Source organism: Gordonia sp. NPDC003425 (assembly GCF_053588635.1).
Genome location: NZ_JBSFQI010000002.1, coordinates 114,027 through 126,032 on the forward strand (window position 1 = coordinate 114,027; position 12,006 = coordinate 126,032).

Consider the following 12,006-nt stretch of genomic DNA (forward strand, 5'->3'; position numbering starts at 1 on the left):
CTCTGGTGGTCGTCCGCGTCGCAGGGACACACGACGACTCGCATGGTCCGCGCGCCGAACACCCGGGGGCGCGGCACGCAACCTCACCAGACTACCCGGCGGAGGGGTCAACCTCCAAAACGGTGCACCTGCGGGGTTGACCGGTCAGTACAGCCGGTCAGCGCAGCCGGTCAGTACGTGGACGTGTCGGTGATGTTGAAGGTGAGCACGCCGGTTGCGTACAGAATCCAGTACACGATGCCCACCACGATCGCGATGCCGCCGATGATGATGCCGGCCAGGGCCATGCCGTCACCCTTCTGGGTGCCGTTGGAGGCCTTGATCTGGTTGCGGGCCACCACGCCGAGCACGACACCGATGATCGGTACCAGCAGGGTGGAGCAGCACAGCACGCCGACGATCGAGACGATCAGCGACGCGATCGCCATCCCGTTGGTCGACTGTTGCCCCGGTACCCCACCGGCCGCCGGATAGCCGGACGCAGGCGGCTGCCCGTAACCGGGCGGCTGGCCGTACGCGGGCGGCTGACCGTACTGGGGCTGCTCACCGTACTGGGGCTGCTGACCGTACTGGGGCTGCTCACCGTATTGAGGGGTGCCGTATTGGGGCTGGGCGCCGGGAGCCTGATACTGCCCACCCGGCGTCGAACCGTAGTCGGGAGTGCCGCCGCCGGCGGGCGCGCCGTACTGGGGCGGCGCGCCGTACTCCGGGGTGCCGTACTGGGGCGGCGCGCCATATTGAGGGGTGCCGTACTGCGGGGGCGACTCGGGGGCCGCACCGTACGGCGGTGGGGGCGGGTACCCCGACGGCGGTGGCGGCGTCGATCCGGGCGTCTCCGGCGTGTTTCCGCTCGGGCCGGTGTTGATCACCCGGGTGGCATCCGACGAGGGCGGCCCGGCAGGCGGGGGCGCGGCGGGCGGGGGCGTGGCGCCCGAGGGGAACCCTCCCGACGGTGGAGTCTGAATGATCCGAGTGGAGTCGTCGGACGGCGAGGGCGGCGGTGTCGATGCCGCGCCTTCCGAACCGGAATCAGGCTCTTTCGAACCGTCGTGCGGTGTGGACATCTGCGAGCCTTTCCTCGACGACGTCGACCGCAGGCAGGTCGACGAACTGTGCACGGCGGCCGGGCCCGACACGACGAGCCGGCCTCTGCCGCATCAGCTTAATGACGGGTGGAGCCCTCACGCGCCTTTACTGCCGCGTTTCATTCGATTCGTACACGAAGTCCGTGCTCACGCTCGCCCGCGGAATCGGCCACCGGGTCAATTGCTCGATGCGATGAGGACGAAAAAGATCACGGCGTAGACGATGGCCCCGATGATGCCGACCACTCCGGTGATCAAACCGGCCAGCGCCATGCCCTCCCCGCGCGGACCACCGGACGACCGCGTGATCTCCGACCGTGCCAGGGCACCGAGGACGACCGCGGCAAGGCCCGTGGGCAGGGACACGAACACCGACACCCAGCAGGTGAGCAACCCCACCACGGACACGATGCCGCAGACCAGGGAGATGATCGCCTTGGTGCTGGTCGGGGCCTGCGGGGTCCACGGAAGACCTGGTGCCGGATATCCGGGCACGTAAGGCACGGCCCCGTACGGACCCTGGTTCGGATACGGCTGGTTCGGATACGGCTGGGGCGGGTACAGCTGGGGTGAATACGGCTGGGGTGAATACGGCTGGGAGCCGGGCGCCACATAGGGTCCGGGATCGGTCGGCGGTTGCGCGGCCGGGTCCTCGTAGGGTGGATAGCCGATCGGGGTGAACGGCGCGTCGTACTCCGGCCGCGCCTCGGGAAGTGGGCGGAACTGGGTCTCGCCGTACGGATCGACACCGCCGTCTTCCCGCGGATCGCGCCTGCCGTCGTCGTTCACCCGGTCCCCTCACCGTCCGAAATGTCGTTTCAGACTAGTGACTAGACTCGACCGGTGTCAGGCGTGGTCTCCGGGTTCACGGTCATCTTCATCATGGTCGGAATCGGATTTCTGCTCGGCCGCACCCATACGCTGGGCGAACACGCCCACGAAGTGCTCTCCCGCCTGGTGTTCTTCGTGTGTACCCCGGCGCTGCTCTTTCATTCACTCGTCACCGCCGACCTGTCGGTCATCTTCTCCACCACGCTGCTGATCGCCGGTGGTTCGGCACTGATCGTCGGCGCCGTCTATATCGGCGTGGCACGGCTGCTGTTGCGCCGCCGCTCGATTCCCGAACTCGTCATCGGAGCGCTGTCGTCGTCGTATGTCAACAGTGTGAATCTCGGTCTGCCGATTGCCCTCTTCGTGCTGCACGACGCCTCGTTCATCGCCCCGCTGCTGCTCTTTCAGATCCTGATCTACTCACCGCTGGCGCTGGTCACGCTGGACCTGACGGCGTTGGATCGCACCGCCGGACGATCGGCGATCCGCGACGCCGTGGTGCTGCCGCTGACCAACCCGATCGTGATCGGCGGCCTGATCGGCGTGGTGTTCTCCGCACTCGGCTGGCATCCGCCCGCCGCGGTCCTCGAGCCGTTCAAAATGCTCGGCGGCGCGTCGGTGCCCGCGGCGCTGCTCGCGTTCGGTTTGTCGCTGACCGGGGTGGCGGTGATGAAGAAGGGCGACAGTCCGCGGCGTGAGGTGGTGGCGGCGTCGGTACTCAAACTGATCGCGATGCCCGCGCTGGTCTACGCGATCGCACGATGGGGTTTCGGCGAGTCCGGTCACACCCTGTTCGCGCAGGTGGTGATCGCTGCGCTGCCCACCGCGCAGAACGTGATGGTGTACGCCACCCGTTATCGGCGCGGCCAGATTCTCGCCCGCGACACCGCCCTGATCACCACGCTGGGTTCGGTTCCGGTGATCGCCGTGATCGCGTGGCTGCTCGCCTGAGACCCGATGACGTGTCGACGACGCCGTCGATCAGTCACGCTCCTTGCGCTTGACGTCCACGCCACCCATCAGGGCGAATCCGGTGACGTGGACGGTCACGCCACCCGGTCGGCCGGGGTGGGCCGCCTTCCCGCCGAATCCGCCCATGATCGCGAGCCCGCCGACCTCCACTCCGACGTCGGGCGGCACCGTGATGTCGACGCCACCCATCACCGCGACGCACTGGATGGTCAGATCCGCCGAGGTGAAGTCCACCTCGCGCAGATCGATTTCGACACCCCCCATGATCGCGGTGGCACTCAGATGCTCGGCCACCACCGCGCGGCCCTTGAGTTCGGAGCCCGACATGATGGCGAGCCGGTGACGGACGGGTTCGCGCCCGGCCGCCGAACTGACCTGCGCGGTTGCCGCTCCCGGGTAGGGATCGCCCGCAGCGGGCAACGGAACGCCGAGTTGAGTCACCGGGAGGTCGTCGGTGAGTTCGTCGAGTTCACCGAATGTCTTGGCGCTCACTGCTTTCTGTGCGCGCTCTTCGTACTCCGTGGGCGAGAGTGCGCCGCTGGACATCGCCGCCGACAAAATACTGTGCACCAGTTCGCGATCGACGTCGGCGGCACGCAGTCGTGCCCGGCGTTCGTCGTCGGGTCCGGGTTCGGGACGTTGCGCTGGCAGGCTCACCTCAGCCACGGTAGTGGCGTCGCGGGTGTCCTGGCCACCCGGAACGACCCTGACGAATCCCTGATTTCTCGTGGTGACCGGAAGTCAGCGTCGTCGGCCGCGCCGCGATTTCAGGTAGTCGCCCACCACGGCCGCACCCAGTCCGTCGACATCGGGAGCCACCACCCGTCCGCCGATGCGGCGGGCGATCTGGTCCATGAAATGCGCGAGACCCGGGTCCTCCCCGAGCCGGAAGAACGTGACCTGCGCGCCCATTCGGGAAACGTGATCGAGTTCGCGGACGGTCACCGCGATGGTCTGCGGATGCGGCGGATAGAAGAAGAACGGCTCACCACTCGGGTCGAGGTGGGCGGTCGGTTCACCGTCGGTCACCACCAGCACCACCGGCTGCGCGTTCGGGTAGCGCCGCAGATGGCGTTGTGCGAGCAGCAGGGCGTGGTGCAGGTTGGTGCCCTGTTCCATCCGCGGCTGCAGTCCGGTGAGTTCGGCGATGTCGATGCTGCGGGCGTAACGGCCGAACGCGATCAGTTCCAATTCGTCACTGCGAAAGCGGGTGGAGATCAGGTGATTCAGCGCAATCGCGGTGCGCTTCATCGGCGTCCACCGACCCTCCATCTCCATCGAGAACGAGGTGTCCACCAACAGCACCACCGCCGCCTGGGTACGGGCCTCCGTCTCGGCCACCTCCACGTCGCGCACGTCGATGGCCACCCCGTCGCGGGCCATCCGCGTCGACGCGGTGGTGGGTTCGGGACTTTCGGAGATGGTGCGCAACACCGCATTCGACACCGTTCGGGTGACGTCCCACGGGTCGGTGTCGCCGAATTCCCATTCGCGGGTGGCACCGGTGGGTTCGCCGAGCAGCCCGGACCGACGGGTCTGCCGGTCGCCGCGCCGGCCCGACATCTGTTCGGCGACGTCACGGAAGATCGACTGTCCGAGTTGGCGCATCGCCTTGGGACTGAGGCGGAGGTTGCCGTCGGCGGTGCGGTCGAAGAATCCTTCTTCGCGCAACGCCTTTTCGAGTTCGGCGAGGGTGCGGGCATCCACGGCGGCCTGCTCCCCGAGCTGGCGGGCCAGCGCCTCGAGGTCGATGTCGTCCATCTGGGCGCCCGCGTACTGCTGGGACAGTTGCTCGGAGAGGGCCTCGAGTTCGGAGATGTCGTGCAGCGCGGCGGCACCCTGCCCCAATCCCATCTGCTGCTCGCCGGAGAACGATTGCGCGTTGTCCCAGTCGAGGCCGGGACGTGCCTGGTGCAGTGACGAATCCATCTGTGCCAGTTGACTCATCAGTTCGGGCGAACCAAACGCCTGCTGCGCGAGCTGATCGAGTTCGGCGCGTTGCTCGGGGGTCAGCGAGTTGTAGAACTGTTGGGCCGCGGCGGCCCGCTGCGCCAGCGAGTCGATGAGCTCTTCGGTGTTGCGCGGATTGTCCGGGAAGAAGTCGCCGTGCTTGCGCATGAAGTCGTCGAACTGCTCGGTGGTGTCCTCACCCCGATTGTGGGCGTCGAGAAGCTGATTGAGGTCGGTCAGCATCTCCGACACCTGCCGGCGATCGGCCTCGGTGGCGCCCTCGAGCGCCTCCTTCATCCCGGCGAAACGCTGGTCGAGGAGTTCGCGTCCGAGGAGGTCCTTGATCTTCTCGTAGTCCTCGCGCGCCTGGGGGCTGCGCCAGTCGTACTCCGACAGTTCCTCGACGGCTTGCGCGGTCGACGGTGGCAGACTGCCGATCCGCATCTCGGCGAAACGGGCCTCGTCGTCGAGGTCGCGGGCGAGCTGTTTGCGTTCCTCCAGGACGGCGCTGTCGAGGAGTTCGCGGATCTCGTTGAACGTCCCGTCGAGGTTGCGTTGCTTGAGCAGCTCTTGACGACGACGGTTGACCTCTTCGCGTAGCTTGTCCAGGCCGCGCATGTCCTGCGTGCCGCGGCGCAGGAATTCACGCAACGCCCGCTGCGGGGAGACGCCTGCCATGACGTCGTCGCCGATCTCGCTCAGCGCCTCACGCAGATCCACCGGCGGTGCAAGCGGATCGGGCCCGCCGGTGTACCGCTGGTACCGCGATCGGTGAAAGTTCTTGGCAACCATGGGTTCACACCCACCTTCCGCTCCCCGTGGGGGATTCAGCCGTAGATGGTCTGGCCGTCGTCGTCGGCTTCCTTGCCGATGCGGCGGGCCAGGAACAGCCCCTCCAACGCCAACTCCACGGCGCTGGCACGTTCCCCGGCCACCTCGGCGTCGAGTCGGTCGGCGATCTCGTCGAGCACCGCCGCGGTGACGTCGGGATCCGGGATCGAGGCGAGCAGGTCCTCGGCGGTCACCCGGTCGCCGGTGACCACCGGTTCGCCGTTCTCCAGCGCGTGCACGAGCGGCGCCATGTCGATGCCGCCGAAGTGCGCGCGCACCGTGTCGGCCACCGATTTGCGCAGCAGGTGCTCGAGAATCTCCAGTTCGCGGCCCTCTTCGCCGGATTCGAACTCGATCTTGCCGCGCAGCACCTCGATCACCGATTCCAGGTCGACGACGCGGGCCACCGCGACGTCCTCCCCGGTGACGGTGGCACGATGCAGCGCGGCGGCCGCCACGGTCTCGGCTCCGGCGATGGAGAAGCGTGCCGAGACACCCGATCGCTGGTCGATCGACGGATGATCGCGGGCGTAGCGCGTGAAGCGCGCCAGGATCTCGGTGATGAACGTCGGCACCGTGGCCACGAGGTCGGCTTCCTGCTCGATCACCGAGATCTCGTCGTCGAGTTCCAGCGGGTAGTGCGTGCGGATCTCGGCGCCGAAACGGTCCTTGAGCGGGGTGATGATGCGGCCGCGGTTGGTGTAATCCTCCGGGTTGGCGCTGGCCATCACCAGCACATCCAGCGGCAGCCGCAGCGTGTAGCCACGCACCTGGATGTCGCGCTCCTCCATCACGTTGAGCATCGACACCTGGATGCGTTCGGCCAGGTCGGGCAGCTCGTTGATGGCGACGATGCCGCGGTGGGCGCGCGGGATCAGGCCGAAGTGGATGGTCTCCGGGTCGCCGAGGCTGCGGCCCTCGGCCACCTTCATCGGGTCGATGTCACCCACGAGGTCGGCCACCGACGTGTCGGGGGTGGCGAGCTTCTCGCTGTAGCGCTGGCTGCGGTGACGCCACTCGATCGGCAGGTCGTCGAGTAGGCCGGCCGCCCGGCGGATCGACGCCGGAGTGATCGGCTCGTAGGGATGTTCGCCGAGGTCGGAGCCTGCGATCACCGGGGTCCACTCGTCGAGGAGACCGACCAGTGTCCGCAGGATGCGGGTTTTGCCCTGGCCACGTTCGCCCAGCATCACGACGTCGTGGCCGGCGATCAGCGCCCGCTCGAGCTGCGGGATGACCGTCGCCTCGAAGCCGACGATGCCCGGCCACGGATCGCGGCCCTCGCGGAGCGCGCCCAGCAGGTTGTGCCGGATCTCGTCGCGCACGGAGCGCTGCACGTGTCCGCTGGCCCGCAGCTCACCGAGGGTGCGCGGGGAAGGATGTCGGGTTTCGGTGGTCGCCGAGCCGCTGGTGGTCGGGGCCGGCGTGGTGAAGTCCTCTGCCACTCCGACCACGGTACTCCGAATCGGGACTAGTCCGGGCTGGGCGAATCTCCCGACCCGACGCGGGCGTGACCCCATCGAGGATCACGGCCGACGAAGGCCATCAGCCGGTCCACGGGATCGGCGTCGTCGCTCACCGGCATCGCCGGACCGTACTGGCCCGACGATCGCAGGATCTCGTCGATCGGCTCCATGCCCTCGCGCAGCCGCGTGGCGAACGCGGGGTCGAGGTCGGGGTCGATGCCCGCCGACCGCGCCAGATCCCAGCTGTGCATGAATACGTCGGAGGTGTAGAACGCGTCGATCGCGTCGCCGATCGGACGGGTTCCCACCATCGGGTGCGCAAAAGTGATGTCGGGTTCGTCGTACAGGGCCCCGACGGCCGCGGCGTGCGCAACCCACGTCGCCGTCGGGTCGTCGTGGGTGTCTGGCGCGGGTGCGAACCGAACCCCGCCGGCCGCGAAGAAGCCGGTGGACCATTCGACGAGGTGGGTCACCACGTCGCGGGCTCTCCAATCGGGCACGGGCGTCGGCGCGTCCCAGTCGGTCACCTGCCCGGTGATGGCGGCGAAGTCTGCACTGATGAGCCGATGACGTTGGGCCGCATCGAGTTCGGCCAATCCGCGCGAGCGCTCGGTGGACTCCGCGCTCATTGGGCGTCACCGGATTCGACGTCTCCGGATTCGACGTCTCCGGATTCGACGTCTCCGGATTCGACGAGCCGGTCGAGGGCGTCGTAGCCCTCGTCGAGGCCCGTCTCCATACCCGACGCAAGCCATCCGTCGCGTGCTTGGAAGCTGTCGCACAGGGATTCGGCAACCAGGCGGGTGCGGCCGTCGCCGAGATCGGTGAACCGCAGGGTCTCGAGCGCCACCTGATCGGGCGTGCCCTCCCAGGTGAAGGTCTGCACGATGACGTCGTCGCCGACGGTGTGAAAGCAGCCCCGGAAGCGGAATTCCTCTGCCTCGTCACCGGATCCGCGCGATGCGGTGTACGCCCATTCCCCTCCGTTCCGGGCGTCCCATGCCGTCACCCGGTTGGTGAGGCTGTCGGGACCCACCCATCGGGCGAAGATGTCGGGGTCGGTGTGTGCCTTCATCAATTGTGCCGGGGTGGCACGGAAGTCGCGGGTGATGCGGATGATGGGGACGGTCGGGTCGGCCTCCACCGCGACTTTCTCGAATGTCTTCTCGACGGTGTTCACGATGCCTCTTCTCCTCGGTTGGTCTCGGTTTGTCGACGCGGCACCGCCGCGTCGTCGTTCATATCGGCCAGTACGGCGTCGAGGCGCGTATATCGCGCCTCGGCCTGACGGCGGTATCGCTCGATCCACTTGGTCATCAGGTCGAAAACCTCTGCTTCAAGGTGAACCGGGCGGGTCTGCGCCTCCCGGCTACGGCTCACCAACCCGGCGTCCTCGAGCACCTTGAGGTGCTTCGACACTGCTTGGAGGCTCACGTCGTAGGGTGCCGCCAACTCACTGACAGTGGCATCGGCACTGGTCAGGCGGGCGACGATGTCACGTCGTGTCGGGTCGGACAGTGCGGCGAACACCCGGGACAGCTGATCGGACATTGCACTCCCTCAACCACTTGGTTGAATACGAGAATCGCACCGGCGGACGACGTTGTCAACCACTCGGTTGTCCACAAGTCCGGGGCTTTCCAAGTGGGCGACTACGGAAAACGCAGCCGGGAATTGACGAAAAGGTCCGCCGAAAAGGGGTCGTCGTTCAGCCGTGGCGGATTTGCGTGATGTTCCATATTCAGGATTTCGGTGCAAATCACATATTCCGGACCTAGGCTACGAATCATGAAGAGTTGGTGGGTAAGTATCCTTGTTGTCGTCGGCATTTTTGCGTTTGTGTCCATTCCGGCCACGGCATCCGCAGCGGGACCGACCGAGGTGGCAGGTAGCAGCTCGGGATCGGCGGGCAGTTCGGACCCGGAAGGTGTTCACCTCACGACGGTCGTGAGCGGAAACGACATTCACTACACGATCACCAACGTGCCGCCGCTCGTAGCCGCGCGGCCACCATTAATTCCCGCCGTTCAAGGCTTCTGCAATACCGTTGCGGCCGACTTCTTGAAGGCGGGCGGGGCCGCCCTGCCTGTGCTGCTCAATTCTCTGAGCGCCGACAGCATCAACTACGTCGAGTTGGTCCGGCGGATCACCGAAAGCGGAGCGGTCGCCGGGATTCATCCGCTGCAGTATGCCCGCAATGGCATGGTGACCGGACAGTTCGATGACGTCGCAAGCGGTGTCTACCTCGTCATCACCGTCTGCAATGTTCAACCCACTGACCCGAGAAATGTGCAGCGCGAACTCGTCTCGTACACCCTCGCCTGGGTGCCGCCCAACCTCGGGTCGAGCTAGGAGGCTCGCACGCTACTGAAGAGCGCCCCGAGCGCGGTGCGTTGCCACATCGTCAACGACTGCCTGCTCCGGGGCGCTTTTCAGAGGCTGGGAGGCGCCTTTTCGCGGTCAGGCAGTCGGCCCCACCGGTTCGTCCCCGCGCAGCGTGATCCGGTGCATCACCCGGCGGGCGTCGCCGTAATCCCGGTTGGCATAGTGCACCGTGTTCCTGTTGTCCCACAGCACCAGGTCGCCGAGGCGCCAGCGATGCCGCACGATGTGCTCGGGCTTGGTGAGGTGCGCGTAGAGCAGGTCGAGCAGATGGCGGCTCTCGGCCTCCGATACTCCCTCGATGTGCGAGGTGAAACCGGGATTGACGAACACAGCCTTGCGGCCGGTCTCGGGGTGGATTCGCACGACGGGATGGCTCACCGGCACCAGCCGGGTGACTTCTTTTCCGTCCCAGACGTTTCCGTGTCCGCCGCGCTGCTGTTCGAGGTAGTAGCCGAACGCGCGGTTGCCGTCGTGAACCGCGGTCAACTGGTCTACCAGCCGCTGCACCGGCGCCGACAGCGACTCGTAGGCCAGTTCGGCGTCGGCCCAGTTGGTGTCTCCGCCGTTGCGGGGCAACACCACCGGCCGCAGGATCGACCCGAGCGGTGGGCGCGGCATGAACGTGACGTCGGTGTGCCAGACGTCGGCGAATCCGTCGTTGGAGCTGTCGAGCGAGTACACCTCATCGGGAACGTCACCGCTGTTCCAGACGGGATGGCCCACCGTGAGGTCCCCGATTCGGTTGCCGAACTCGATGTGCGCCGCGTCGTCGAGGCGCTGATCGCGCAAGACGATCACCTTGTAGTCGATGAGTGCCCGACGGATCGCGCGGATCTGGTCGTCGGAGGCGTCGGCGACGTCGAGGCCTCGGATCTCCGCGCCGAAGCGCGGACCGAACTCGTCGATGTCGAGTTCGACGCCGGAGCCGACAATTGCGGTGTCAGTGACCTGCTGCTGTGACTTGTCGAGTGAAAGTGTCATGGATGGTCCCTCTCGGATGGTTGTGGTGATGGTGGCGTCCGAGAGCGCGCGGCGGCGACCCGTGATGGGTACCGTCCGACCAGTTCATCCGATGATCGTCGCAAGGGCGGTGGTTCATGCGAGGGCCTTCCCGATGGTGGGCGGGCCGGGATCCGCACCGATCGACCGGGAGTCCTGCCATGGTCGCACGACCAGCGGCGACGGGCGCGACGACGACGCACGGCACGCCGGTCGGATCAGGTTTAAATACGGTCACGCACCCTGTGTACTCACCGTTGCGCGCCTCCGACAGGGTTGTCCGCACGGAGAGAAAAACACGAGCGTGCCCAGATCCCCGTCGAGCGTGCCCGTTTCCGGGTCGAGCGTGCCCGTTTCCCGGTCGAGCGTGCCCAGATCCCGGCCGAGCGTGCCCAGATCCCGGCCGAGCGTGCCCGTTTCCGGGTCGAGCGTGCCCGTTTCCGGGTCGACCGTGCCCAGATCCCGGCCGAGCGTGCCCGTTTCCCGGTCGAGCGTGCCCGTTTCCGGGTCGAGCGTGCCCAGATCCCAGTCGAGTGTGCTCACAACCGAGGCAACAACCGGAGCCAGTCAGCTCAGGGCGAGCCACACCGCCAGACCCAGGCCGCCGATGCCCACCACGATGCGTAGCGGACCCGGCGGCAGCCGTCGAACCACCGGCGGTCCGCACCAGCCGCCCACCAGGCATCCGATGGCCATCGCGAGCGCGGCTCCCCAATGCACCGGACCGAAGATCATGAAGCCCAGTGCGGCAACGAGATTGGCGACGCCCAGGAACAGTGATTTCAACAATGTCGCGCGCCACAGCGGTTCGCTTGTCACGATCAGCGTCAATGCCAGCAGCACGATCCCAGCTCCGGCACCGAAGTAACCGCCGTACACCGAGATAAGGGTGAGTCCCAGAAGCCATATCCACGGTCGGTCGGTGTGGTGGGCAGCGAGTCGTCGCAGCGTGGGCTGGATCAGCAGTGCGATGGCGGCGAAGCCCACGAGGTAGGGCACGATCACCTTGAACGAATCCGGTGGAGAAAGGAGCAGGATCACCGCACCGATAGTCCCGCCGATCAGGGATGCCACCACACCGGCCAGCAGCGGCCTACGGTCACCGTCGAGAAGCACTTTTCCCGACTGTGCGAGACTGCCGACGCCCACTGACACCAGGGCGACGGTATTGGTCACGTTCGCCGCGATGGGACTCAGTCCCACCGCCAGCAGCGCCGGATAACTGACCACCGACGCCAAACCGGTGATGTATCCCACGAGGCCGGCACCGAAACCCGCCAGCATGAGAAGCCCGAAGTCGAGGACACTCACCGTCCGGCCTCGGCAATGGGCACGGTCGACGGGAATGTGGGCACGCTCGACCGGGTTCTGGGCACGCTCGACGGGAATGTGGGCACGCTCGACCGGGTTCTGGGCACGCTCGACCGGGTTATGGGCACGCTCGACGCGAATGTGGGCACGCTCGACTCGGATGTGGGCACGCTCGA

The 12,006-nt window shown here is 66.8% G+C and carries 13 protein-coding genes; 2 read left to right on the top strand and 11 right to left on the bottom strand.

Going from position 1 to position 12,006, the window contains the following annotated elements; translation table 11 throughout:
• Positions 1 to 170: 170 nt before the first annotated feature.
• Entirely contained in the window at positions 171 to 1,064 is an 894-nt protein-coding gene (locus ACWDTD_RS03055; protein WP_449745592.1) for a DUF4190 domain-containing protein, read from the bottom strand.
• A 198-nt stretch (positions 1,065 to 1,262) separates the two neighbouring features.
• Positions 1,263 to 1,874, bottom strand: coding sequence for a DUF4190 domain-containing protein (locus ACWDTD_RS03060; RefSeq protein ID WP_449745593.1), 612 nt, complete (start codon positions 1,872 to 1,874; stop codon positions 1,263 to 1,265).
• Positions 1,875 to 1,928: 54 nt separating this feature from the next.
• Here ACWDTD_RS03060 and ACWDTD_RS03065 point away from each other — a divergent pair, with 54 nt between their 5' ends.
• The gene (locus ACWDTD_RS03065; RefSeq protein WP_449745594.1) at positions 1,929 to 2,867 is read left to right on the top strand and encodes an AEC family transporter; all 939 of its coding nucleotides are present in this window, start codon (positions 1,929 to 1,931) and stop codon (positions 2,865 to 2,867) included.
• Between the two features lie 30 nt (positions 2,868 to 2,897).
• On the opposite strand, the gene ACWDTD_RS03070 is transcribed toward ACWDTD_RS03065, so the two are convergent.
• The 6 genes from ACWDTD_RS03070 to ACWDTD_RS03095 all read right to left on the bottom strand — a co-directional run bounded on the left by ACWDTD_RS03070 (position 2,898) and on the right by ACWDTD_RS03095 (position 8,686).
• Entirely contained in the window at positions 2,898 to 3,545 is a 648-nt protein-coding gene (locus ACWDTD_RS03070; RefSeq protein ID WP_449745595.1) for a DUF1707 SHOCT-like domain-containing protein, read from the bottom strand.
• An 84-nt stretch (positions 3,546 to 3,629) separates the two neighbouring features.
• Positions 3,630 to 5,630 carry a vWA domain-containing protein gene (locus ACWDTD_RS03075; RefSeq protein WP_449745596.1) on the bottom strand — a complete coding sequence of 667 codons (2,001 nt, stop codon included), beginning with the start codon at positions 5,628 to 5,630 and terminating at the stop codon, positions 3,630 to 3,632.
• 35 nt (positions 5,631 to 5,665) lie between these two features.
• Entirely contained in the window at positions 5,666 to 7,189 is a 1,524-nt protein-coding gene (locus ACWDTD_RS03080) for a sigma 54-interacting transcriptional regulator (RefSeq protein WP_449745597.1), read from the bottom strand.
• Positions 7,141 to 7,764 carry a maleylpyruvate isomerase N-terminal domain-containing protein gene (locus ACWDTD_RS03085; RefSeq protein ID WP_449745598.1) on the bottom strand — a complete coding sequence of 208 codons (624 nt, stop codon included), beginning with the start codon at positions 7,762 to 7,764 and terminating at the stop codon, positions 7,141 to 7,143. Before ACWDTD_RS03085 ends, ACWDTD_RS03080 begins: the two co-directional genes overlap by 49 nt.
• Positions 7,761 to 8,315 (bottom strand): SRPBCC domain-containing protein, encoded by a 555-nt coding sequence (locus tag ACWDTD_RS03090; RefSeq protein ID WP_449745599.1) that lies wholly within the window; start codon positions 8,313 to 8,315, stop codon positions 7,761 to 7,763. The genes ACWDTD_RS03085 and ACWDTD_RS03090 overlap by 4 nt, the downstream gene beginning before the upstream one ends.
• The gene (locus ACWDTD_RS03095; protein WP_449745600.1) at positions 8,312 to 8,686 is read right to left on the bottom strand and encodes an ArsR/SmtB family transcription factor; all 375 of its coding nucleotides are present in this window, start codon (positions 8,684 to 8,686) and stop codon (positions 8,312 to 8,314) included. Before ACWDTD_RS03095 ends, ACWDTD_RS03090 begins: the two co-directional genes overlap by 4 nt.
• A gap of 237 nt (positions 8,687 to 8,923) precedes the next feature.
• On the opposite strand from ACWDTD_RS03095, the gene ACWDTD_RS03100 reads away from it, so the two are divergent.
• Positions 8,924 to 9,487: a hypothetical protein gene (locus ACWDTD_RS03100; protein ID WP_449745601.1), complete on the top strand. Its 564-nt coding sequence runs from the start codon at positions 8,924 to 8,926 to the stop codon at positions 9,485 to 9,487.
• Between the two features lie 108 nt (positions 9,488 to 9,595).
• On the opposite strand, the gene ACWDTD_RS03105 is transcribed toward ACWDTD_RS03100, so the two are convergent.
• From ACWDTD_RS03105 to ACWDTD_RS03115, 3 genes are all read right to left on the bottom strand, one after another.
• Positions 9,596 to 10,501 (bottom strand): TauD/TfdA dioxygenase family protein, encoded by a 906-nt coding sequence (locus ACWDTD_RS03105; RefSeq protein WP_449745602.1) that lies wholly within the window; start codon positions 10,499 to 10,501, stop codon positions 9,596 to 9,598.
• A gap of 252 nt (positions 10,502 to 10,753) precedes the next feature.
• Positions 10,754 to 11,062, bottom strand: coding sequence for a hypothetical protein (locus ACWDTD_RS03110; protein ID WP_449745603.1), 309 nt, complete (start codon positions 11,060 to 11,062; stop codon positions 10,754 to 10,756).
• Positions 11,063 to 11,086: 24 nt separating this feature from the next.
• The gene (locus ACWDTD_RS03115; RefSeq protein WP_449745604.1) at positions 11,087 to 11,830 is read right to left on the bottom strand and encodes a sulfite exporter TauE/SafE family protein; all 744 of its coding nucleotides are present in this window, start codon (positions 11,828 to 11,830) and stop codon (positions 11,087 to 11,089) included.
• Between the last annotated feature and the right edge of the window lie 176 nt (positions 11,831 to 12,006).

Coding starts and splice junctions, on each gene's coding strand:
- ACWDTD_RS03100 (WP_449745601.1), top strand. CDS start 8,924: ATGAAGAGTTGGTGGGTAAGTATCCTTGTTGTCGTCGGCATTTTTGCG.
- ACWDTD_RS03080 (WP_449745597.1), bottom strand. CDS start 7,189: ATGGGGTCACGCCCGCGTCGGGTCGGGAGATTCGCCCAGCCCGGACTA.
- ACWDTD_RS03105 (WP_449745602.1), bottom strand. CDS start 10,501: ATGACACTTTCACTCGACAAGTCACAGCAGCAGGTCACTGACACCGCA.
- ACWDTD_RS03095 (WP_449745600.1), bottom strand. CDS start 8,686: ATGTCCGATCAGCTGTCCCGGGTGTTCGCCGCACTGTCCGACCCGACA.
- ACWDTD_RS03085 (WP_449745598.1), bottom strand. CDS start 7,764: ATGAGCGCGGAGTCCACCGAGCGCTCGCGCGGATTGGCCGAACTCGAT.
- ACWDTD_RS03055 (WP_449745592.1), bottom strand. CDS start 1,064: ATGTCCACACCGCACGACGGTTCGAAAGAGCCTGATTCCGGTTCGGAA.
- ACWDTD_RS03075 (WP_449745596.1), bottom strand. CDS start 5,630: ATGGTTGCCAAGAACTTTCACCGATCGCGGTACCAGCGGTACACCGGC.